Raw genomic sequence first — 22,386 nt, forward strand, 5'->3', positions numbered from 1 at the left:
GGATGCAGCGGTGATCCAGGTCAAATCGCCATCTTCAGCCAGCGCTTTTTCGGCAGCAATTGGCCGGACTAGCCGAGCAAGGCCACCGCGGGCAGGGGCAGTTCAGCCGCTGCCGCCGCATCCAGCAGCCATAGCAGCCGTCCTTGGGGGTTGAGGCGCTGGCAGGGCAGGTGGGCCTCCGTTGTCAGCGCCTCCTTGACGATCGCGGCTTTGCTGGCCCCCGTTACCAAAACCACCACCTGAGCCGCCCTGTTCAAGACAGGGTAGGTCAGAGTCAGGCGCGGCTCCTCCCTTTTTTGGCCCACCGTCACCCAGCGGTGTTGCACCTCCAGGGCGGCTGTACCGGGAAATAAGGAGGCCGTGTGGCCGTCTTCTCCCACTCCCAGCCAGATCAGATCAAAGGCAGGGCATTCGGTGCCGAAAATCTGCTGCAGGGTCGCCTCGTACTCCGCCGCATCCCGTAAGGGATCTCCTGAGTGGGTGGGCATGGGAAAGACTTGGGAGGCGGGAACCCCGACCGTATCCAGCAGGATCCGCCGTACCATGCCGTAATTGCTCTCGGGGTGATCCGGGGGAACGTAGCGCTCGTCCCCCCAGAACAGCCAGGTTTGCTGCCAAGGGATCCCCGGCGCCTGGGTTAAAGCAGCATACAACTTCCGTGGCGTGTTTCCCCCTGCCAAGGCCACCGTAAAGCGGCCCCGTTGACGGATGGCCGCCGCGGCCTGCTCTTGCCAGATCTCGACCGCCCGCCGGAAAAAGGCTGTTCCCTCCGGCCAGATTTCCAACTGGAACCCTTGCATGGATCGCCACCTATCGCCGCTTGCCCAACTGCCCGAGCCAGGTCAAGGGATCCCCTTCACGCAGAGGCCAAACCTTAGGAAGCAACCGCCAGCTCTTTGGCTTCCGCCTGAATCTTCTCGTAGAGGGCCCGCAGCTTCAGGCCCACGATTACCTGGATGAGTCCAGAGCCATTGCGGGATCCAGGATATTCCGGGTGCTTGCGCAGCAGCTCCGTCAGCTCGCCGTAGTAACGGGTCGACAGGTTGCTCAGGTGGTTCTCGATGTAGATAACCTCTTCCAGCTTGTCGAAGGTGCCGTCAATTTCCAACACCGAGACCGGATGGTCGAAATAGGTAGAGGGGCCGTAGTGCAGGCGAATGCCGGGATAGGAGCAGGTTAGCTTCTTGCCGCACGGGATCCAGTCAATGGTGGAGCCTTCGTCAAACAAATAGACGTGGTCAAAGTACTTCACCCCCTCCCGCTGGATCATACGCACCCGCAGCACCTTGTGCTCCGGATCCAGCTCCGGCAGCAGCTTGGTGGGCAGCACCTCGATGACTACATCGGCATAGCGCTTCTGCACATCGACGTAGGCCTCGAAATCGGGGCGGCGGGCCTCAATGGAGCGCAACACATCTTCATAGGTGTGGCCCCGCTCGGCCATGTCCCGCTTCACCTTCCAGGCAATCTTGATCTCCGGCGCCAGATCCAGATAGACCTTGAAGTCCAGCAGCTCCCGCACCCGCTCGTCGTACATGGGGTGAAGGCCCTCCAAGACGATGATGGGGCTGGGATCCACCCGCTCCGGCGGGTCAATGAGCCCTGTCTCGTGGTTGTAGATGGGCTTCATCACGCTCTGGCCATTTTTGAGCGCCTTGGCCTGCTCGTACATGAGGTCGAAGTTGTTGGCGCGGGGATCCAGCGCCGTAATGCCCTTCTCTTTGCGCTGGTAGCGATCCAAGGAGTGGTAGTCGTCCAGACAAATGGTGGTAATGAGATCCCGGCCAAACAAGTCCCCCAACCGCCGCAAGAACGTGGACTTGCCACAGCCAGAATCTCCGGCAACACCGATCATTACAATACGTTCAGGACTGCTTGCCATGGGAACTCCTTGGGGATGGGCAGGGCAAAACTGAGAGGAAGCCTCTAAAAAAGTTACTGTTCTTTATGGTCTTGCATATTACCACAAGACGCTCCCCCACAACCGAGCTTGAGGCCAGAGAGGCGGGCGGCGTCAAGGAACAATTTAACAAAAACTGCCTGTTTCCCGGCGACGACTGAGGAGAAGAGAAGTTTTCCGGGCGGGCTTTCTCAGGATCGGCCTGGGGTGTTCCCCTCCGGCAAGTTCCCTTCGGGCGGGCGGGCTGCTAAGGTGTTTGCTAGAGAGTTTTCTCCCATTGCCAGGAGCAGATCGCCGTTATGGTTGCCAGCGCCCAAAAGCGAGAAGTTGTTGTCAATCTGTACCGTCCCAACGCGCCCCTGATCGGCCAGTGTGTAGAGACCTACTCCCTTGTGGGGGAAGGGGCACCCGGCCTGACCAAGCACATTGTGCTCAGCCTGCCGGATCCCAACTACCGCTACCTGGAGGGCCAAAGCGTTGGCATTATTCCTCCTGGCGTAGATGACAAGGGCAAGCCCCACAAGCCCCGCCTCTACTCCATTGCCTCTACCCGCTATGGCGACGATGGCGAGGGGCGCACCGTTTCTCTGAGTGTGAAACGGGCCGAATACGTGGATAAGGAGACAGGCCAGCCGGGGGTAGGGGTCTGCTCCGGCTTCCTCACCGATCTCAAACCCGGCGACGAGGTGATGATCACCGGGCCCTCGGGGAAAACTTTTTTGCTGCCGGAAGATGAGAACGCCAACCTGATTTTGATTGCCACCGGCACCGGCATCGCCCCTTTTCGCGCCTTCATCAAGCACCTGTTTGAAGAGGATCCCAACTATCAGGGCAAGATCTGGCTGTTTTTTGGGGTGCCCACCACGTCCACCTTGCTCTACCACGGGGATCTAGAGGCCTGGAAAGCCCAGTATGGGGATCGCTTCCGCGTCGATTACGCCATCAGCCGCGAACAGCAAACCCCCGACGGCAAAAAGATGTACGTGCAAAACCGCATGGCCGAGTACGGCCCCGAGCTGTGGGAGATGCTGCAGCAGCCCAACACCTACACTTACATCTGCGGCCTCAAGGGAATGGAGGACGGCATCAACAGCGTCATGGCCCCCCTTGCCGAGCAAGCCGGTCAAGACTGGAGCAAGTTCCAGAAGGAGCTGAAGAAGGCCAACAGGTGGCACGAGGAAACCTACTGAGGGGATCCCTTTGGGTTAACTGGTTTCCGGTGGATCCCGTCGGCGCCGGGGATCCGCAAAACATGCCAAAATGCTGGTATCTTAGCCCACCTGAAGCCGAGAGCTGTTCTCCCCAGGAGCCCTAGACTGTGGACGCGCGCTACAATCCTCCGGCCATCGAAAGCAAGTGGCAGGCCCACTGGCGTGAACTCGGGTTGGATCGCACGCCGGAGCTGACGGCGGAAAGCCGCAAGTTTTATGCCCTGTCGATGTTCCCCTACCCCAGTGGCAGCCTGCACATGGGGCATGTGCGTAATTACACCATCACGGATGTGATTGCCCGCCACAAGCGGATGCAGGGGTACGCGGTGCTGCACCCCATGGGGTGGGATGCCTTTGGCTTGCCGGCAGAGAACGCCGCCATCGATCGGGGGATCCCGCCGGCCAAGTGGACCTACCAGAACATTGCCCAGATGCGGGATCAACTGCAGCGGCTGGGGCTTTCCTACGACTGGGAGCGGGAGATCACCACTTGCGCCCCCGACTACTACAAATGGACGCAGTGGCTGTTCCTGCAGTTTTTCAAGGCAGGCCTGGCCTACCAAAAGGAAGCGTCGGTGAACTGGGATCCCGTGGATCAGACCGTCCTGGCCAACGAGCAGGTGGATGCGGAAGGGAGATCCTGGAGATCTGGGGCTCGGGTGGAAAAGCGCCTCCTCAAGCAGTGGTTTCTCAAGATCACGGCCTATGCCGACCAACTCCTGGCTGACCTGGAGAAGCTCTCCGGCTGGCCGGAGCGGGTGCTCACCATGCAGGAGAACTGGATTGGCCAGTCGGTAGGGGCTAGAGTTCTCTTCAAAACCGAAACAGGGGAAGAGCTGCCGGTGTTTACCACCCGGCCTGATACCCTCTGGGGAGCCACCTTCATGGTGCTGGCGCCGGAGCATCCTTTGGTGGAGAAGCTCACCACCCCCGAGCAGCAGGCTGCCGTCAAAGCCTACCAGGCCGAGGCCGCTGCCCGCAGCGAGATCGAGCGCAGCGCTGAGGATCGGGAAAAGACGGGCGTCTGGACGGGCTCCTACGCCATCAACCCCGTCAACCAAGAGCGCATCCCCATCTGGATTGCCGACTACGTGTTGATGGGCTATGGCACAGGGGCCATCATGGCCGTGCCTGCCCACGACCAGCGGGACTTTGAGTTTGCCCGCAAGTTTGGTCTGCCCATCAAGCTGGTGGTGCAGCCGCCTCAGGGTGGGGTGGAGAGTGCCGAAGATCTCCAGGCGGCCTGGACAGGGGAGGGGGTGTTGATAAACTCCGGCCCCTTGAACGGAATCCCGGTGGGCAAGGGCCCAGGGCAAAGTGTGGAAAGGGCCATCGCCTGGCTGGAGGAGCAGGGGCTAGGAGAACGGCAGGTCAACTACCGCCTGCGGGATTGGCTCATCTCGCGACAGCGCTACTGGGGCTGCCCCATCCCGGTCATCCACTGCCCCCATTGCGGCATTGTGCCGGTGCCGGAAGAAGATCTGCCAGTGCTCTTGCCAGAAGATGTAGAGCTGACGGGGCGAGGCGGATCCCCCTTGGCCCAGTTGGAGGACTGGGTAAAGGTGAAGTGCCCCACCTGTGGCGCAGAGGCCCGCCGGGAAACGGACACCATGGACACCTTCATCTGCTCGTCCTGGTATTTCCTGCGCTTTAGCGATCCCCGCAACGACCGCGAGATCTTCCGCAAGGATCTGGTCAACGCCTGGCTGCCGGTAGATCAGTACGTGGGCGGCATCGAGCACGCCATCTTGCACCTGCTTTACTCCCGTTTTTTCACCAAAGTGCTGCGGGATCTGGGGTTGCTGAATTTCGATGAGCCCTTCTCCCGTCTGCTCACCCAGGGGATGGTACAGGCGCGCACTTACTACAACCCCAACAAGTCCGGCAAGGATCGCTGGATCCCCACAGCGCTGGTTAAGGATCCCAACGATCCGCGGGATCCGGAAACCGGCGAGCCCCTGCAGGTTATCTACGCAACTATGTCCAAGTCCAAGGGCAACGGCGTGGATCCGGAAGAGGTGCTGGCCAACTACGGGGCAGACACAGCCCGCATGTTCATCCTCTTCAAGGCGCCGCCGGAAAAGGACTTGGAGTGGGACGATGCCGATGTGGAAGGGCAGTTTCGCTTTCTCAACCGCGTCTGGCGGCAGGTGTACGAGTTTGTTGTTCGCGGTAGCGGGACGGAGTCCTTGCAGGGCAAAGCCGCCGAGCTGCTGCAGGCCAAGGTTGAAGCAGGATCCCTGACCAAAGCGGAAAGGGATCTGCGCCGCGCCGTGCACACGGCCATCAAAGAAGTCAGCGAGGACTTGGAGGAGTACCAGTTCAACACTGCCATTGCTGGGCTGATGAAGCTGAGCAACGCCCTGGCTGAAGCCGAGATCCCGGACTCGCCAGTCTATGCGGAAGGGATCCGCACCTTGGTCTTGCTCCTAGCCCCCTTTGCCCCCCACATGGCTGAGGAGCTGTGGCAGGCCCTGGGCGGCACCGACTCAGTGCATCGCCAGGCTTGGCCTACCTATGACCCGGCGGCCCTAGTGGCCGATACGGTAACGATTGTGGTGCAGGTCAACGGCAAGCTGCGCGGCTCCTTTGAAGCCCCTGCCGATGTCACGCCCCAGGAGCAGGAGCGGCTGGCTCTGCAATCGGAGGCGGCGCAGAGGTATCTGCAAGGGATGACGCCGAAGAGGGTCATTGTGGTGCCGAAGAAGCTGGTTAACCTGGTTGTCTAACTCTCATAAACTACCCCACCGTATGGACGGGTGGGGTTGCCCCGCTTACCTGACGGCAAGGCTTTTGTCTCTTCCTCTGCCCCAGTTGCCTCATGGATCCCGTGTGGGGCTCTCAGCTCCTGTAGCCAGCAAAGAATCGTCGCGTGGAGTTGGTCGATCTGGCCGGCGGCAGGATCCCCTGGGGGGAGTTTCCGAGTGGTGGCGCAGGACGGGCATTGCCGAAAGTCTGGACACTGCGGCTGTGGCGAACTAGCTTAGAGGCAACTCTTTTTTCAAGCTATTTCGTGGGGTGGGATCCATGCTGAGGCCCAGTCTTTTGTTGTCCGGATCGGCGCTTTTGGGTTTGCTGTCTTGGCTGTGTTTGAGCGGCGAATGCGGCTGGTTGGCTTCCCTGCGCAAGGGACGGGGCGCTGTCCCTGAAGTTGCCTCGGCGCCAGCGCAGAGTGTTCAAGTGACGGCATTTGCCGATGAACCCGATCCTGAGCTCCTGCTCAGGCAACAAGCCCAACTGCAAGCCCAAGTACGGCAGCTTGAGCAGCGCTCTCAGGCGCATCAGTTGCTGGCGCAGCGGGGGATCCCTCTTTCCACCCAGGCTGGCGAGCGTTTTCACTTGAATCGCGTCTATCTGGCGCGGCTAGCTCAGTTTCTGGAACAAGAGCCGGGGAACGCGCAGCTCTATCTGCAGCGGGCTCAATACTTCTGGGATCGGTTGCAGAGCGATCCCCTGGCCTTGCCCGAGCCGGAGCAGGCGGCTGTCGTTGATCACCTGATGCGCAGAGCGCTACAGGATCTGGACATTGCCATTGCTTTGGATCCCTATTTGCCTGAAGCTTACTTGCTCAAGGCCAGAATACAACACGAGTATTTTGGGGAGCTGCAGCAGGCTTTGGCAACTTTGTCCCCTCTGGATCGCATTGCCTATCGCAACCCCCAACTCCACTTGTTGCGCTCTCGCATCTGGGCCGAACAGGGACATCTGGAATCGGCGTTTGATGTGTCGCACCTGGCCATCGAGCTGGCCAAGCAAAACCAAAGCTCTGCCGATCTTTTCGATGCTTATGTCCATCGCGGCCTGATGTGGGCCAGCATTTGCGACTTCAACTTGGCCGTTCAGGATTTCAGCCGAGCTATCGAGGTGCAGCCGCAGCAAGCCGAGGGCTACTACCACCGCGGCATGGCACGCGCCTATCAGGGAGAGGATAGGGCCGGTGCCGCTGCCGATCTGGGCCGTGCTTTGACGCTGTGGCAGGCTGCAGGCAGAGGATCCCCAGAGCTGCTGGAATATGTAGAAGCAGTACGGATGGAACTGTTGCGGTAACTCCACTGCTAGCTGGTTTTCTGCTGCGGATCTTTGTCTGGGCTATTGAGTAGAGAGGTTGCGGGTTTGGCGTCTTTGGGCAAGGGGCGTTTGGCAAGTTCGGCTAAGCCAGGCCAGGATGGTAGAGCCGTCTGTTACCCCGGGGGACTGAAACGCCCCCCTTGAAGAGAGCCCAGCCAGATGATGAGCCGAAGACAGCTGACCCTCTCCGTCTCCTCCATAGCCCTGGTAGTGGCCACAGGGATGCTGCTGCTGTTGCTGTGGCAACTGCGCAACCTGGTGGTAACTGTGATGATCGCGGTGGTGGTGGCGGCGGCGCTGGCTCCCCTGGTGGATCTGGCGGAGCGGATGCGGATCCCCCGTTGGCTGGGGGTGGTGGTTTATCTGAGTTTCATTGCCGGGATTGCCGGCTTGGCTCTGCTCATGGGTCCGACGGTGGTGACCCAGACCCAGCGGCTGCTGGCAAGGTTGCCCTCTTACCTGGAGCGGCTCCAACTGTTAGCAGACACCTGGATTGCCGATCTGGCAGGGGTGGATCCGGCGGCGCTGGACTACTTGAACCAGTTGCTGGATCCGCAGTCGCTGATGAACTGGGCAGTTCGCTCAGGACAACAGTTGCTGGTGCAGTCCTTCGATTTCACCCGCGGTCTGCTGGGCGGCCTGTTGACCGTAGTGCTGACCCTCTTCATTTCCGGTTATATGCTGGTGAGCGGCTCTGACCTGGTGCAGGGCCTGGTGGAGCTGTTCCCCTACCCCTGGAATGAGCGGTTGGCCCAGCAGGTGCAGCCGATGGCGCAACGTATGGGGGGCTACATCCAGGGGCGGGTCTTGGTCTCGGCCATTTTGGGGGTGATGATTGCCGTCTCGCTCCGCTTTTTGGGCCTGTCGGAGTTTGCGCTGGCGCTGGGGGTAATCGCCGGGTTTACCAATCTGATTCCCTTTATCGGCCCAGTCTTGGGATCCCTGCCGGCTTTGGTGGTGGCCATCGTCCAAGGGGGCTGGACTTTTTTGTGGGTGCTGATCCTGTACGTTGCCGTGCAAAACCTGGAAACCTATGTGTTGGATCCCTTGTTGGTGGGATCCTCGGTGCGGGTGAAGCCCTTGTATCAATTGCTGGCGGTGCTGGGGGGCACTCAGTTGTTGGGCATTGTTGGGGCGGTGATCGCGCCCCCCTGGGTAGCCGGTATGGCGGTGCTGCTGGAGAACCTTTATCTCAAGCCCAAGCAGGAGGCAGAGCTGCGCGCCAAGCTGTGCGCTCAGGCCGCCGAAGCCTCCGGTTCTCTGGCTTGGCGAGGGATCGGTAGCAACCTGGAGGGATCCTTGCCCTCTCCTGCCACTGGGGAAGCCGACTCCCTGACGCGGCCAGGCGGTTCTGAGGAATTGCCGCGGGTGGAAGATCGCGTGGCCGGACGCAGTCCTTGATGAGGCGACTTTGCTTAGTCAGACAGCGGGGCGGGATCCCGGCATCAGCTTTCTCCGGGCGCAGTCTTGGCTGGGTTGAGAGGAGCTGGCTGATCTTGCCGATCTGGCCCAGAGAAATCCAAAGGGTTGAAGCGGTTCATGGCCGTCTTCAATCCTTCTTGCAAGCAACACTCCACCGCTGCCACTGCCGCCCTTAGAACCCGGTCCAGCACTGCCTGCTCAGCGGGTTCAAAGCTCCCCAAAACATGCCCAACCCTGTCTTGGTTGCCCTTAGGTCTGCCCACGCCCAGGCGCAAGCGGGGGAAGGCTTCGCTGCCCAAGTGCTCAATGACAGACTTCATGCCGTTATGTCCGCCGGCGGAGCCAGATCCCCGCAGCCGCAGGCGACCCAGGGGCAAGTCCATATCGTCGTACACCACCAGAACCGAGGCAGGATCCAACTTGTACCAATCCAACACCGCCCGCACCGCCTCGCCAGAGCGATTCATGTAGGTCTCCGGCTTGAGCAGGCGCCGCTTGCCCCCCAGGGCAAAACCTTCTCCGTAGCTACCTTGGAACCGCTTTTCCAAAGCCAACGGGATCCGCCAGCGCTCCGCTAGCCGGTCCACCACCATAAAGCCGCAGTTGTGCCGGGTGTTGGCATACTGCGGGCCAGGATTGCCCAGGCCAACGATGAGCTGGAGGGCAACCTCCTCTGGCGGCTGGGTCTTGACCTGGGTCACAGCGTCTCTCGCTTCCACAGGTAAAGTAGGGTAGCAGAGTTACTTTGGATTGGCGACCCCCAGCCTCCCAACTTGGAGCAGCGGCAGGATCCCTGCTAGAGCTCTGACATCGCTCCATTGGGAACGCTTCTGAGAACACTCGTAACCCGGTGGAGGACAGGTTATGTCCCATGGGCCTGCTGCCTTCGATCTCTGTCTTGGCGAAGCTGAATTCGAGGCCGTTGCTGCCTTGCGCTTGAGTCAGCGGCTGATCCAAGTGGGGATCGCCCTTTCTTCGGAAACGGATTTAAGGCGCCTGCTGGAACTGATTGTTGCCCAAGCCCGCGAGCTGACGGGTTGCGATGGCGCCAGCCTGTTCATCCGCGAAGGGGAGGAGTTGCGCTTTTTTGTAGTCAAGCGCAACGAGGAACTGCAGGATCTGCGCCTGCCCCTTGCTCCTTCCAGCATTGTGGGCTATGTGGTGCTCACCGGGGAGAGCTTGAATCTGCCGGACGTTTATCAACTGCCCCCCGACCTGCCCTACGCTTTTAACCCCCAGGTGGATCGGCAGACCGGATATCGCACCCGCTCCCTGCTCACTGTGCCGCTGCGGGATCCCTCAGGAAACATCCTCGGTGCCCTGCAACTGTTGAACCGCCTCAGGCCGGATCGCCCTGCTGACCTGGCGCCCGACCAGGTGGCTGACTGGAGCCAGCCGTTTTCTGAGCTGGAAGTCCAAGTGGCCGAAGCCCTGGCTTCCCAGGCGGCGGTTGCCTACCAAAATGTGCGCTTGCGGGAAGAGCTGAAAGCTGCTCACCTGGAAACGATTTTCTGTCTGGCCCAGGCTGCCGAATACCGGGATCAAGACACCGCCTTTCACCTCAAGCGGATGAGCCATTATTCCCGCATTCTCGCCAAAGAGTTGGGCCTCTCCAGCCATGAACAGGAGCTGATTTTCTACGCCAGCCCCCTGCACGATGTGGGCAAAATCGGGATCCCGGATGCCATCTTGCAAAAGCCAGGCCCCCTCACCCCCGAAGAGCGCCTGATTATGAACCGCCACCCCGAGATTGGCTACGAGATCCTCAGTAAATCGGACTCGGAGCTGATGAAAAAAAGCGCCATCATTGCCCTCACCCACCACGAGAAGTTCGACGGCAGCGGCTACCCGCGGGGCCTCAAGGGAGAAGAGATCCCGCTGGAAGGGCGGATCGTGGCTTTGGCCGATGTCTTCGACGCTTTGGCCAGCCGCCGCCCCTACAAAAAAGCTTGGAACCTAGACGAGATCTTTGGCTTTGTGGAGAGCCAAAGCAGTAGCCACTTCGATCCCCACGTAGTGGCCGCTTTTACCCGTGGCCGCGGCGAAATTCTAGAGATCTACCACCGCTACCAAGAGCCTCGCTGAGCTCAGAGCCGGCCAAATCGCGGATTTGGAGTATCCCCTCTTGCCGGGATCCCCACTCGGCAACGGGAAAAACCCGCCTTTGTCTTTTTTTTCAACCGATCCCCAGCCTGCGACCGTAGCCAGGGAACGAGATCCCAAGGCAAACTAAATGCAGTCGGCAGTAGTCTCCTGGCAAGCCGACCAGAGCCACTTTTGTGTGTTTCCCAATACATAGCACATCTACTGGCTACCTGTCTCGACCCAAGCTGCGCCGAGGATCCCTGTGATGGCTACCCTGACCAATCCGCCCACTCCCACCCTCTCGATCCACACCAAGCTGCGCGATCTGGCCCTGGCGGACTTTCAGGTGAGCGAGTCCACCCCTTGCGAGAACGTGGTGCGCCGCCTAGAGGATGACAGCAGCCTTTCGGGGGTGATCGTGTTGGATGAGCGGTCACAAGTGCAGGGGATGCTGACCCGGCGCGCCATTTTGGAGTGGATGCTGAGCAAGCCCTACGGCCTAGACGTGTTTTTGAAGCGGCCCATCAGCTCGATGGTGGAGTTCCATGGCCGGGGTTTTCTCCTTCTGTCCGGCGACTGCGATGTGTTGCAAGCGGCCAGCCAGGCCTTCCAGCGGCCCCAAGAAACCATCTACGACCCGGTGGTGGTGCAAATTGGCCCGCAAGACTACCGCCTTTTGGATGTGCCGGTGCTGTTGGTGGCCCAGTCCCAGGTATACTTGGCCACGCAGCAGAGGCTGCGGGAACAGCAGGAGGAGATGAAACGGCTCTTGGCCGAGCTGGAGCAGGAAAAAAACCGCAGCCTTCAGTATGCCCGCGATCTGGAGCGGCAAAAAGCCGAGATCCTCAGCCAAAACCTGGCTTTGGATCGGGAGCGGCGCCAAGCCCAGCAGCGCTCGGAAGAGCTGGCCCGCCTCAACGCCCGCATCATCGAGATCAGCTCGGTGCTCTCGGAAAAGGGCAAATCCACCTTTGCCGCCACCTTTGCCGGGGTAGAGGCGGTGCGCCGCCTATTTCAGGACATTGCCGACAGCAACCGGGAGCTCTCCCGCGAGCTCAAAGAAATCAACACCATCGTTGACTTGATCGTAGAGGTGGCAGGCTATATTCGCCTGCTCTCCTTTAATGCGGCTGTGGAGGCCAACCGCAGGGGTGGGGGCGGCGGTTTTGGTGCCATTGCCCAGGAGATCCGCAAATTGGCGGGGCGCACCACCGAAGCCAGCAACCGCATCCGCGGCTTGGCAGAGCGCATCCAACGCCAAAGCCAATCCACCCTGCAATCGGCTCAGGCCAGCGCCGAGATGGTGCAATCCCTTTACCAGCAGGCGCAGTCGGCCCAGGCAGCCCTGGAGGAATTGCAAGCGCTGTTGGAGCAGGCCCAGGTTTAGCCCTTTTGGGGAGTGGTTTTGCCCTCGCGGATCTCATAGGTATAGAATTGCCCTGCCACGGCCAAGGTTTCAAAGTGGTAGGTGGGCAGGGAGATCCCCAGCGGGCCAAAGTTAAGCAACGACAAATCGGTGCTGTAGAGGCTGAAGAGGATGAAGTTTTGCCGGCGGGTCTGGCGCAGAAACAGCTCCACCAGCTCTGGTTGCAGCTGTTGCACAAGGGCGTGACATTCCTCAATGAGGGTGGGCAAAAAAGCTGGGATCTGGGCGCAGTATTCCCGTGTAGCATAGGCAGCCAATTGGTCTCCTGCGTAGGCTCCGTACTCTTCCGGGGTGGGATTGGTGATGGCCAAAGCAGCCACCCCCCCAGCCAGAACCAGTCCGGAAAGCAAGGAAAAGACCCTCAGCATAGCGGCCTCCGAAACAAGATTTTCCATTCTGCTACGGGCTTGAGGTGCTCCGACAGGGATCCTTCGGCAAAAGCCATCGCCCAAGGCCGCTCTGTCGCGTCCTAGAGCCGGCGCGGGATCACCCAATTGGCCAGGAATGCGGTTCACAGTGTTGCAGCAAACCTGCAAAAGAGCTGGATCCCTTGGTTGAATTGCCAGCCTACAGGCTAGGATGAGAGCCGAAGCGCAGCTTGATGCTCTCTCTTGATGCTCTCTATGGAACTGGCCGATCTGAGACGCACCCTAGAATCGCTCACCTCGCGCCTGAGCAGTGCTCAGGACTATCTTTGACCTGCCCCACCTGGAGCAGCAGATCGCCATTTTGGAGCAGGAAGCAGCGCAGCCGCAGTTTTGGAACGATGCCGAGGCGGCCCGCCGCCACCTGCAACAGCTCAACAGCCTCAAGGCCTCCTGGGATCAAATCCACCGCTGGAAGGATCGCCTAGAGGATGCTGCCAGCGCCTTGGAGCTGCTGCAAGAAGACCCGGACCCGGAGCTGTTGGCCGAAGTGTCCGGATCCCTGGCGGCGGTGGAGCGGGAGCTCGGCCAATGGGAGCTGCGGCAACTGCTTTCGGGCCCCTACGACAAAAACGGCGCCATCCTCACCATCACCGCTGGCGCGGGGGGAACCGATGCCCAAGACTGGGCGGAGATGCTCCTGAAGATGTACACCCGCTGGGCGGAAAACCAGGGCTACAAGGTCACGCTTTCGGAATACTCGCAAGGGGCAGAGGCCGGCATCAAGTCGGCCACCCTGCTGATTGAAGGTCCCTATGCCTACGGGTATCTTTCCGCCGAGAAGGGCAACCACCGCATGGAGCGCATCAGCCCCTTTAACGCCAACGGCAAGCGCCAGACCAGCTTTGCCGGCGTTGAGGTCATGCCTATCCTGGAGGAGGACAATGAGTTCGAGCTGAGGATGGAGGATCTGGAGTTCGAGACTTCTCGTTCCGGCGGGGCAGGGGGCCAAAACGTCAACAAGGTGGAAACGGCGGTGCGGGTTATCCACAAGCCCACCGGCATTGCCGTGCGCTGCACCGAAGAGCGCTCCCAACTGCAAAACAAGGAGCGGGCCATCCAGATCCTGAAGGCGAAGCTGATCGAGCTTGAGGAAGAAAAGCGCCGGCAAAAGCTGGCCGAGATCCGGGGTGAGATGGTGACCCAGGGCTTTGGGGGTCGGATTCGCACCTACACTTTCGATCCCTACAAGTTGATCAAAGACCACCGCACCAACGCCGAAACCTACAATGTCGAGGCGTTTATGAATGGCGAACCGGAGGAGCTGATGCACTTTATCCAGGCCTACCTGCGGCAGGAACGGGCCAAGCAAGCCGCCGCCGTCTAGGGCTGGCTGTGGCGCTCCCACACCGCCTGCATCAGGGCTGCCCGCTCCTGGGCTGAGAGCGTGATCAGGGTGAGGGGATCCCCTTCCTGGAAAAACTCCCCCACCCCCCATCCCAAGGCTCTGGGATGGGCTGTTTTTGCCTGCAGGGATCCCGCCCAAACTAGGCCATGCCAAGCGCCGATGGGCGTTTCCAGGGCGGAGGAGAAGGCCAAATCTAGGCTAGGGTGTTGCCTGAGGTAGTCCCTAAGGGCAAGGCAGGAGCCAACCAAGGAGGGCTTGACCACCAGGATCCCTTTCCAGCCGGCTTGGTGGACAGCTTGCAACTGCTCCAGCCCAACCACGGACTCATCCAAGGCAATGGGAGTCTGAAACTCCCAGCTCAGCCGGCTTAGATCGGCGTGCTGCGCTGGTGGCAAGGGCTGCTCGAAAAACTCAATCTTGCCTGGCCACTCTTGGTTGATCCGGTCACAGAGGGCCAGCCAGCGCCGCGCCCCTTCCAGACTCAGCCCCCCATTGGCATCCAGGCGCAAGCAGGATCCTGCGGGCAACTGCTCCAGCCAGCTTTCTAGCTTTTTCACCTCCTGCTCGAGAGGCTCCACCCCCACCTTGACCTTGTAGGCGGGGTAGGAACCTGAGGGTGGGGTTTTCCCAAAAAGCCCACACCAGGAAAGCCCGGAGAGATCCCTTGCCAGCCAGCCGGGATCCCGACAGGCCAGCCAGGCGCATTCCAGCCCAAAGCGCGTGGCGGGCAAGGTTGCCGGGATCTTCTCGATCTCTGCTTCCGACAGCTCAGGGGGCAACTGCTGACAAAATGCCAGCGCTTCCTCTACGGTCTCGCTGCCCAACCAGGGGATGGGGGCAATCTCCCCATAGCCCTGACCTCCCGTCTCCGCGTCCGTCAGCCGAACCAGGATCCCTTCGCGGATAGACCACAGGCCGTAGCGCGTGCGCAAGGGCTGGCGGAAAGGCCGCCGGTATCGGCAAAACGCAAAGCGCATGTTCAACACCTGGGGATCCCCGCTGCTAGTTTCCCCCCAAGGAAGAGGGAGCCGCTTACTTGGCCAACCTACACCCTATCTAGGGATCCCCCGGAAGGGGGAACTTGAGGACGCGTGGCTAAAGCAAGCCCGGGAGTTCTTAAACTCCCTGGGCGTTTCCAATTTCTAGGGATCCCCCCGAAGGGGGAACCATGATTGTAGTTCCGTACGCTAGTCAGTGGTTGATGTTTCCAATTTCTAGGGATCCCCCCGAAGGGGGAACTAGATGTCTTAGTGTTCGAAGGCGGACGGTCTAAGTTGTTTCCAGTTTCTAGGGATCCCCCCGAAGGGGGAACTCTAGTCATTCCCTGCCAAATGGAGGATTCTATGTTCGCATGTTTCCAATTTCTAGGGATCCCCCCGAAGGGGGAACCTTTTCCAAAGAGCACCGAAAAGCTGGTGGAGAACATGTTCTCGTTTCCAATTTCTAGGGATCCCCCCGAAGGGGGAACATCTAATTAACAACGATGCTATGGTAGGTTTTGCAGGTGTTTCCAATTTCTAGGGATCCCCCCGAAGGGGGAACCGGACTTCGACGAGTATATTCGGGACTGCACAATACAGTTTCCAATTTCTAGGGATCCCCCCGAAGGGGGAACTTTTCATCCCAGTGACCAAGTAGTCTAACCTCCCCCTCAAGGTTTCCAATTTCTAGGGATCCCCCCGAAGGGGGAACTCTACCCCTATTAAACCCAAGCAGGGCAAGGAATGCAAGGCCTATTTGCGAGGGGGTCGGTCGAAGGTGGCAAAAAAGGGCCCCGAAGAGGGGGGGTGAGAGGCCTGAAAGCCTTGTGGCGCAAGGCATCGAGCGGGTCAACGAAAGAATCAGCCTTTGCGGGTTTTGGCGAGGCGCTCGCAGAGGCGTTGATACCATTTTTGTGTTGCCTCGCAAACATAGCTAGCCTGAGGATTCACGCAAGGGTTTGCGGGCTGCCCAGGCAACTGGGGCGGAGCGAGTGGCGGGGCAGACAGGCCGACAACTGTTCTAGAGAGGGTACTGCATCAGCCAAAAGCCGGCGAAGGACTGGGCCCGGAAATCGCTCTGGATGGCAAGGAAATGGATCCCTTGGGCTTGGCGTTGTCGCTGGGCAAAGCCTTCTGCCTCCGCCCGCAGCTTTTCATCTTTTAATTGCGCAAACAGATAGCAATCGTTGAGGCCAGCCTCGAACAGCAGCCGTCCCTCGGCAACATGCAAATAAGCAGGCTCCATACCGCTCAGCCAAGCTGCTATGGGCAAAGCCCGCCGCGAGGCAATCACCAAGCCGGGAATGATCGTGTCCGGCGCCCAGGCCTCCCAGTTCACCGGGAACAGCTCGCCGAATTCCATTGGCCAGGTCTCGGCTTCCCGCAGATCCCTGGCCCGCAGCGTCACGAACGCCCAGCGCTCCCCCTGCAACTTATCCGGCAGGGGGATGGGATCCGGCGGCTCCGGCTCTACAGGGGGCTCAGGGCTGTAGGTGAACTGGGTTTCTTGGGGGTAAACCTGCTCTGCCCGCTCTCGCATCCAGGCCTTGAGGGCATAGACCCGACGGCTGGGCAGCATGGGGATCCCGGCGGCGTTGCAGGCCCGCTGCAAGATGGAGCTCATGCGGGCTCGGAAGACGCGAATGGCTGCAGGCGGCTGGGGGGCTGCCTCCAGATAGCCGCGCAACTGTTGGGCTACCCAGGTGCTATTGACCTCTTGGTTGCTGCAGTACTTGGCCTGGCGCAACTGGCCGCTGGCATCGCAGACCAGCAGCTCCCAAACCCGCCGCCCCTGCCCATCCCGCAGTGGGACGGCGTTGAAATCCATCTGCCAAATGGGGCCGCGCCCAGGGCTAGAGTGTAGGGGTTGAGTGGCCAAGGTGTTCCTCCCGTTTGCTACGCACTGCTGGGAGAGCGATCCGGAAGCTGTTGGCCTGAGGGATGGAAAGCAGTATCCCCGACCAAAGCCCATTCCCGCTCTCCAAAAATGGCGGCAGGGTAGCGGTAGTACTTAAACTCCAGCAGGTTGTAGAAGGGATCCTGCAAAAAGAAGGTGCCGTGCTCCAGGGGGGTGCCGACAAAGCGCCAGCGTGGCTCCTGATAGAAAAGCAATCCCCGCGTGCGGGCCCGCTCGGCCAGCGCCTGCCAATCTGCCTGGGCAGGGAAGATCAGGCCAAAGTGGCGGGGGTAGATGCCCCGCTGGGGCGTCAGCTTTTCCTGGGTGAGGTGGGCCACCAGTTGATGGCCATACAGGTTCAAGATGACGGCGGCAGGGGTTTCTCGACCGACCTCGCAGCCCAAGCCCTCGCCGTAGTAGGCCTTGGCCAAGGCAAGATCGGCAACCGGAAAGGCCAGATGAAAGCAGATGGGTTCCATGGGCTCTCCTGCAAATCGGGATCCCTGCTCTTTATCTAAGGTAGGCGATTTTAGAACGGCTGCTGCCAGGTGGAATGCCGACTGTACGCCTTTGCGCAGGAAGCCCAACCGCTCGGATGCTATAACACTAGCTAGCGTGTAATCTGCTTGCGCCAGCAGTGCGGAGCACTCTCGCGTCAGCGAGACGGAGTCCTTTGGCCGAGTCTGCAGCAAGAGAACTCGGTGTGTTGAGAGGTTTGTAAGAAGGGGCAAGCTTGGTCATGACCAGCATCTGGGTTGAACAGCGCCGCCGCGAGGAAGAGGCGCGCGACTTTTTTTGGATGGTGGCGCTGTCCTTGCTGCTGCACGTGCTGGCGCTGCTGGCCTTGCTCTACTGGAGTCGATTTTGGCCACTTCGCCAGCAAGAACAAGAGGCCATTGAGTTTATCCTGCTAGAGCCAGAAGATCTCAAGCCGCCGGAAGAAGCAGAGCTGGTTTCGGAAGTGGATTCCCGCGATGGGGGCGAGCGGGCGGAAGCCCCCCCTTCTCAGGGCAGTCCACCCCAATCCCAGGCTGCTCCTCGCCAGGAGGCTCCCCCACCTCCTCCGCCGCAACCCCAGCCGCCGCAACCGCAGCCGCCTGCCCCTGTTCCACCCCCTGCTCCGGCGGAAGTTGCTCTGGCCACTCCTCGATCTACCCCACCCCCTACGCCAACTGCGCCTCCGGCTCCTCCTCGGCCCACTCCCACCCAGACTCCGCCACCGGTGGCGGCTGCTCCCCCTGCTCCGCCGGCTCCCACCCGCCCCCCCACTGCCGAGCCTCTACCCGTGCAGCCCAGGGAGCGGGACTCGGATCCCAGCCAATTGCAGCCTGTTGCGCCTGCTCCCCAACCGCCGACGGAGGTTCTCCCTGCCGAGCGGCCCTCCGATGCTTCCCAGTTGGGGCCGCCCCTCAGCGCTTCCGCTCCCAGTGATGGGGCCGGGATCCAGGGCAGAGGAGCCAGCGGCTTGGCCAACCCCACCCAATCGGCTCCCAACCCCCCCAGCGTGGCGGCGCGGGCCAATGTGGACTGGGGCCCTTGGCTGGCAGCTCTGCAACGCAAAGTGGAGCAGAATTGGATCCCTGGCCAGACCGGCACCTCCCGCCGCACAGTGGTGATCTTTACAGTGGGCCGGGGGGGCGAGCTGCAGAGCATTCGCCTGGCCCGCACTTCCGGCAGCCAACAAACCGACGACGCAGCGCTGACAGCAATTCAGCGGGCGGCGCCCTTTTTGCCCCTGCCTGAGGCCTATGAAGGCAACTCGGTGACGATCAACTTCACCTTCGACATCAACGTCTTGGGCAAGTTGACGGTGGGGGGATCCGCCAACTAGGTGGGGGATCCGCTTCTGGCAAGTTTAGGCAGAGGCGGCAGCTGTTCTTTCGGGGGCGGCACCCTGCTCCTGCAGGGATCCCATCTGGATCAGCTCGATTTTGTAGCCATCGGGATCCTCGACAAAGGCGATCACGGTGCTGCCGTGTTTCATGGGCCCGGGCTCGCGCACCACTTTGCCGCCGCGGGCTTTGATAGCCTCACAGGTGCTGTAGATATCCTCGACGCCGATGGCGATGTGGCCGTAGCCGTTGCCCAGCTCGTAGTGGTCGGTACCCCAGTTGTAGGTTAGCTCGAGCACCGCCGTTTCCGATTCGTCGCCATAGCCCACGTAGGCCAGCGTGAACTCCCCGCTGGGGTAGTCTTTTTTGCGGAGCAAGTGCATCCCCAGAACGTCACAGTAGAACTGCAAGGAGCGCTCTAGGTTGCCAACGCGGATCATGGTGTGGAGAAGACGCATGGGACGAGCTCCAAGAAATGGGCGACGTTGCGTTTATTCTAGTCCTTGACTCCTAGAGATCCGTGGATGAGCTCAACTCCCCTGCAACGCACCCCCCTGTTTCCCCTGCACCAAGCCTTGGGGGCGCGGTTTGTCTCCTTTGCCGGCTGGGAAATGCCGCTGCAGTATCAGGGGGTGGTGGCTGAGCATCGGGCGGTGCGGGAGCGGGCAGGCGTCTTCGACATCTCCCACATGGGCAAGTTCGACCTCTGGGGGCCGGAGCTGGGATCCCACCTCAGCCGTCTGGTGCCCAGCGATCTGGGCGCTGTGGCGGTGGGATCCGCTCGCTACACGGTTTTGCTAAACCCCCTAGGGGGCATTGTGGACGATGTCATCTTCTACCGGCACCCACCAGAAGGCGAGCTGGAGCACTGGAGCCTGATCGTCAACGCGGCCACCCGCCAAAAGGACTGGGAGTGGCTCCATCAGCAGGGGATCCCCGGCCTGGAACTTCAAGATCACACCGAGTCTCAGGTGTTGCTGGCGGTGCAGGGGCCGGCAGCCGAAGAGGTTTTGCAGCCTTTTTTGGCGGGATCCCTGAGGGCTTTGCGCCGGTTTCAACACGGGCAGTTTGCGACTCGAAAAGAGAGATCCTCAGGGGCAGGGGTCTTTGTGGCCCGCACCGGCTACACCGGAGAGGATGGCTTTGAGCTCCTGCTCGGCCCTGCCGACGGGCTTTGGCTCTGGGAGCAACTGGTGCAGGCGGGGGTACAGCCTTGTGGACTGGGCTGCCGCGATACGCTGCGCCTGGAGGCCGCTTTCTGTCTCTACGGGCAAGACATAGATGAGAGCACCACCCCCCTGGAAGCCGACCTGGGCTGGTTGGTCAGCAATCCAGGGGACTACATCGGCAAGCCTGCCCTCGAAAGCCAACGCCAGCAAGGGATCCCGCGCCGTCTGGTGGGGTTTCGGCTGTTGGAGCGAGCCATTCCCCGCCGCGGCTATGCCATCTACGCTCCCAACTCCCCTGAGCCGATCGGCCGGGTAACCAGCGGCACCCATTCTCCCACTTTGGGCTATGGCATCGGCCTGGGATATGTGGATTCAACTTGGGCTAAGGTGGGATCCCAGCTAGAGATTGAGATTCGGGGCCAGCGCCGTCCTGCTGAAGTGGTGAAGAAGCCGTTCTACAGAGGGCAGGCTCCAGTTAGCTTGGGGAGTTGAGCTGTCTGCCGGCCTTGGGGGTGGAGTATTCCTGCTGTAGCCGCCGCAATTTCCGCAGGGCCCGCCGCTCAATTTGCCGGACTCGCTCCCGCGAAAGACCGATGTGCTCCCCAATCTCCCGCAACGTCAGGCCCTTCGACCCATCCAGCCCATAGCGGGCCACAATTACCTGCTGCTCGCGTTCGCTCAGTTGGCTCACCAGGGCGCGCACTTCCTCGCAATGGGCAACCCGATTCAGATGTTCGATGGGATCGTTGTCCTCGTCAGGGATAAAGTGCTGCAGCTCGGTGCCGTCCTCGTCGCCTACCCCTACATTAAGGGATCGGATCTCGGCCATGTGGCGGGTGATCAGTTCGCGGTAGTTGTCGCCAATATCCAGCGAATCGAAAACTTCCTCTGCGGCAGGCCGGGATCCCTTCTCAGCGGACAGCTCGCGGTAGCGCCGCTTCACCTGGGAGACCTTCTCGTACATGTGGGCGGGCAGCCGGATCAGGCGCCCTTTGTTTTGGATGCCGCGGTTCACGCTCTGCCGGATCCACCAGGTGGCGTAGGTGGAGAACTTGTACCCCCGCGTGGGATCAAATTTTTCCACGGCGCGGGTGAGGCCAATGGTGCCCTCTTGAATCAGATCCAGGAACGGCAAGCCGCGGTTGCGGTAGCGCTTGGCAATCGACACCACCAGGCGCAGGTTGCATTCCACCATGCGCTTTTTGGCCGCTTCCCCCTGCCGCAGGATCTGCTGCAGCTCCTCTAAAGGGATCCCCAGCCGTCGGCTCCAATCCTCCAGCGACTCGTGCTGCCGCCGCTGCTCCAGAAGGGCCATCATCCGCTGCACTTGGTGGGCCAGATGCAGTTCTTCCTCAGCGGTGAGCAACGAGTAGCGCCCAATGATTTTTAAAAAACGCCCCACTGCGTCTTGCAGCTCAAGATTCTCCGCCATATCAAACCCCACACCATAAGTTGATGCCCTGTCAGAATCTTCGCTTCTGCTGTCGCATCAAGCTTGCTTCCCACAGTACGAAGCCGACCTTGCTGCAAACAGCACTTTATTCATACCAGTAGAAAAGCCTTTCCGTAAAGGTTTTGGCAACCTAAAATCCAGACTTTCAGCGGCTATTTGATTCACTAAATTTATTGAGTCTTGTCCTTGAGCTACCGCCAGCGGTTCCTCAGTTCCGGCCTCTGTCAGCTCGCCGATTTACGGGTAGATGTTACTAAAATAAGGCGATTCCGTTACTCGAAACTTAAATCAATAGGACAGAAAAAAAGCAAGCAAGATCGGTCATGCTCTCTCAATCGTTAACCAGATTGTACTGAGATAAGAAACATGTTTTTTGATACACTCTACATTGCTACAGATGCCTATTTTGTCTGTAGAAATCTATCGGAGAGGCTGGCCCGGCAAGGTATCAAACAGCCTGCTAATCCATTTCTGAAACCTTTTGAGGCTGATTTCAGAGAGAGTTGTCAATGAGCCTCAACCCCAAACCAGCCAAGGCAGATCCCAAGGAAAAGCCATCGTCTTGGCTGCCCCAAGTTTAGAGTAAATCAAGATAAATTTTGGATCTCAGACACTACCCATAGAGTCAAGTCTTCGAGCCGCCATCGTACTACAGGTTATCCGTCGAGTAGGGGCTATGGAGCCCAGGCGGGAAAAGCCGCAACCCCTGCTGTCGCACTCGCCGCTCCTGGAAGGGGATGGGGGTGACGCGCGGCAAAGGTGTAGCCACAGGCTGGGGAGTTGAAGTGGGGACAGGCTGCGGAGAGGGCTCTGGGCTGGGTTCAGGTTCAGGAGTGAGCCCTACGGGCGGTGGCGCGGGAACAGCCGGGATCCCTTCTGCGGTGGGACGGGAACGGTCCAGCTGAAAGCGAGGCTGGCGAGGCGGCGCGGGAGTGGGTGTCGGGTTGGGCGTCGGCGTCGGGGTGGGTGTCGGCGTCGGGGTGGGCGTCGGCGTCGGGGTGGGCGTCGGCGTCGGGGTGGGCTGAGGCTGCACAATGGCCAGGGCCTCTTCCGCTTTCAGCTGGCCCAGAATGGGCAGGGCCTCTTCCGCTTTCAGCTCGCCGCGGATCAGCTTGGAGAGCGTGTCTTGGCCCCCGGGGGTGTAGGTGATCTCGCGGGCAGCGCTGTTGA

At 60.4% G+C, this 22,386-nt stretch carries 18 protein-coding genes, 1 pseudogene and 1 CRISPR repeat array; of the genes and pseudogenes, 9 read left to right on the forward strand and 10 right to left on the reverse strand.

Going from position 1 to position 22,386, the window contains the following annotated elements; all coding sequences use genetic code 11:
- Positions 1 to 68: 68 nt before the first annotated feature.
- Complete coding sequence (gene pgl / locus SYN63AY4M2_RS01480) at positions 69 to 800, reverse strand: 6-phosphogluconolactonase (RefSeq protein ID WP_011430122.1); 732 nt, start codon at positions 798 to 800, stop codon at positions 69 to 71.
- Positions 801 to 874: 74 nt separating this feature from the next.
- Positions 875 to 1,882, reverse strand: coding sequence for a phosphoribulokinase (locus SYN63AY4M2_RS01485; protein ID WP_099887146.1), 1,008 nt, complete (start codon positions 1,880 to 1,882; stop codon positions 875 to 877).
- 317 nt (positions 1,883 to 2,199) lie between these two features.
- On the opposite strand from SYN63AY4M2_RS01485, the gene SYN63AY4M2_RS01490 reads away from it, so the two are divergent.
- From SYN63AY4M2_RS01490 to SYN63AY4M2_RS01505, 4 genes are all read left to right on the forward strand, one after another.
- A complete protein-coding gene (locus SYN63AY4M2_RS01490) occupies positions 2,200 to 3,090 on the forward strand; it encodes a ferredoxin--NADP(+) reductase (protein WP_011430120.1) in 891 nt (296 codons plus the stop codon).
- A gap of 128 nt (positions 3,091 to 3,218) precedes the next feature.
- Positions 3,219 to 5,840 carry a leucine--tRNA ligase gene (leuS, locus tag SYN63AY4M2_RS01495; RefSeq protein WP_099887147.1) on the forward strand — a complete coding sequence of 874 codons (2,622 nt, stop codon included), beginning with the start codon at positions 3,219 to 3,221 and terminating at the stop codon, positions 5,838 to 5,840.
- 298 nt (positions 5,841 to 6,138) lie between these two features.
- On the forward strand, positions 6,139 to 7,158 hold the full coding sequence (locus tag SYN63AY4M2_RS01500) for a hypothetical protein (protein ID WP_011430118.1): 1,020 nt from the start codon (positions 6,139 to 6,141) through the stop codon (positions 7,156 to 7,158).
- Between the two features lie 180 nt (positions 7,159 to 7,338).
- Entirely contained in the window at positions 7,339 to 8,580 is a 1,242-nt protein-coding gene (locus SYN63AY4M2_RS01505; protein ID WP_099834921.1) for an AI-2E family transporter, read from the forward strand.
- Positions 8,581 to 8,624: 44 nt separating this feature from the next.
- Here the strand turns inward: SYN63AY4M2_RS01505 and pth are convergent, their stop codons facing one another.
- The gene (gene pth / locus SYN63AY4M2_RS01510; protein ID WP_099887148.1) at positions 8,625 to 9,302 is read right to left on the reverse strand and encodes an aminoacyl-tRNA hydrolase; all 678 of its coding nucleotides are present in this window, start codon (positions 9,300 to 9,302) and stop codon (positions 8,625 to 8,627) included.
- A 163-nt stretch (positions 9,303 to 9,465) separates the two neighbouring features.
- On the opposite strand from pth, the gene SYN63AY4M2_RS01515 reads away from it, so the two are divergent.
- Together SYN63AY4M2_RS01515 and SYN63AY4M2_RS01520 are read left to right on the forward strand one after the other, a co-directional pair.
- Positions 9,466 to 10,686, forward strand: a complete 1,221-nt coding sequence (locus tag SYN63AY4M2_RS01515) for an HD domain-containing phosphohydrolase (protein WP_099887149.1) — start codon at positions 9,466 to 9,468, stop codon at positions 10,684 to 10,686.
- A gap of 265 nt (positions 10,687 to 10,951) precedes the next feature.
- Positions 10,952 to 12,073, forward strand: coding sequence for a methyl-accepting chemotaxis protein (locus SYN63AY4M2_RS01520; RefSeq protein WP_099887150.1), 1,122 nt, complete (start codon positions 10,952 to 10,954; stop codon positions 12,071 to 12,073).
- On the opposite strand, the gene SYN63AY4M2_RS01525 is transcribed toward SYN63AY4M2_RS01520, so the two are convergent.
- Positions 12,070 to 12,480 (reverse strand): DUF4359 domain-containing protein, encoded by a 411-nt coding sequence (locus SYN63AY4M2_RS01525; protein WP_240527379.1) that lies wholly within the window; start codon positions 12,478 to 12,480, stop codon positions 12,070 to 12,072. The genes SYN63AY4M2_RS01520 and SYN63AY4M2_RS01525 overlap by 4 nt on opposite strands.
- A gap of 255 nt (positions 12,481 to 12,735) precedes the next feature.
- On the opposite strand from SYN63AY4M2_RS01525, the gene prfB reads away from it, so the two are divergent.
- A protein-coding gene (gene prfB, locus SYN63AY4M2_RS01530) for a peptide chain release factor 2 (RefSeq protein ID WP_143596961.1) occupies positions 12,736 to 13,864 on the forward strand; the annotation gives its coding sequence in 2 pieces (ribosomal slippage) (positions 12,736 to 12,807 and positions 12,809 to 13,864; 1,128 coding nt in all).
- Here the strand turns inward: prfB and SYN63AY4M2_RS01535 are convergent.
- The 3 genes from SYN63AY4M2_RS01535 to SYN63AY4M2_RS01545 form a co-directional block, all read right to left on the reverse strand.
- Positions 13,861 to 14,862: an o-succinylbenzoate synthase gene (locus SYN63AY4M2_RS01535; RefSeq protein ID WP_011430112.1), complete on the reverse strand. Its 1,002-nt coding sequence runs from the start codon at positions 14,860 to 14,862 to the stop codon at positions 13,861 to 13,863. The two genes, prfB and SYN63AY4M2_RS01535, sit on opposite strands and share 4 nt — an antisense overlap.
- A gap of 68 nt (positions 14,863 to 14,930) precedes the next feature.
- Positions 14,931 to 15,577: direct repeats of the CRISPR family, unit length 36 nt; unit sequence GTTTCCAATTTCTAGGGATCCCCCCGAAGGGGGAAC.
- A gap of 309 nt (positions 15,578 to 15,886) precedes the next feature.
- Positions 15,887 to 16,744: a Tab2/Atab2 family RNA-binding protein gene (locus tag SYN63AY4M2_RS01540; protein WP_011430111.1), complete on the reverse strand. Its 858-nt coding sequence runs from the start codon at positions 16,742 to 16,744 to the stop codon at positions 15,887 to 15,889.
- A gap of 17 nt (positions 16,745 to 16,761) precedes the next feature.
- On the reverse strand, positions 16,762 to 17,241 hold the full coding sequence (locus SYN63AY4M2_RS01545; RefSeq protein WP_011430110.1) for a VOC family protein: 480 nt from the start codon (positions 17,239 to 17,241) through the stop codon (positions 16,762 to 16,764).
- A 260-nt stretch (positions 17,242 to 17,501) separates the two neighbouring features.
- Here SYN63AY4M2_RS01545 and SYN63AY4M2_RS14315 point away from each other — a divergent pair, with 260 nt between their 5' ends.
- Positions 17,502 to 18,593, forward strand: coding sequence for a TonB family protein (locus tag SYN63AY4M2_RS14315; protein WP_011430109.1), 1,092 nt, complete (start codon positions 17,502 to 17,504; stop codon positions 18,591 to 18,593).
- A 24-nt stretch (positions 18,594 to 18,617) separates the two neighbouring features.
- On the opposite strand, the gene gloA is transcribed toward SYN63AY4M2_RS14315, so the two are convergent.
- The gene (gene gloA / locus SYN63AY4M2_RS01555; protein WP_011430108.1) at positions 18,618 to 19,052 is read right to left on the reverse strand and encodes a lactoylglutathione lyase; all 435 of its coding nucleotides are present in this window, start codon (positions 19,050 to 19,052) and stop codon (positions 18,618 to 18,620) included.
- Positions 19,053 to 19,118: 66 nt separating this feature from the next.
- Between gloA and gcvT the strand changes: the two genes are divergently transcribed.
- Positions 19,119 to 20,255 carry a glycine cleavage system aminomethyltransferase GcvT gene (gcvT, locus tag SYN63AY4M2_RS01560; RefSeq protein ID WP_099812182.1) on the forward strand — a complete coding sequence of 379 codons (1,137 nt, stop codon included), beginning with the start codon at positions 19,119 to 19,121 and terminating at the stop codon, positions 20,253 to 20,255.
- Here the strand turns inward: gcvT and SYN63AY4M2_RS01565 are convergent.
- Complete coding sequence (locus SYN63AY4M2_RS01565; protein WP_011430106.1) at positions 20,239 to 21,195, reverse strand: sigma-70 family RNA polymerase sigma factor; 957 nt, start codon at positions 21,193 to 21,195, stop codon at positions 20,239 to 20,241. The two genes, gcvT and SYN63AY4M2_RS01565, sit on opposite strands and share 17 nt — an antisense overlap.
- A 670-nt stretch (positions 21,196 to 21,865) precedes the next feature.
- A pseudogene (locus tag SYN63AY4M2_RS14320) lies at positions 21,866 to 22,386 on the reverse strand (hypothetical protein); the annotation flags it as partial.

It is taken from the genome of Synechococcus sp. 63AY4M2, from assembly GCF_002760475.1.
GTDB lineage: Bacteria > Cyanobacteriota > Cyanobacteriia > Thermostichales > Thermostichaceae > Thermostichus.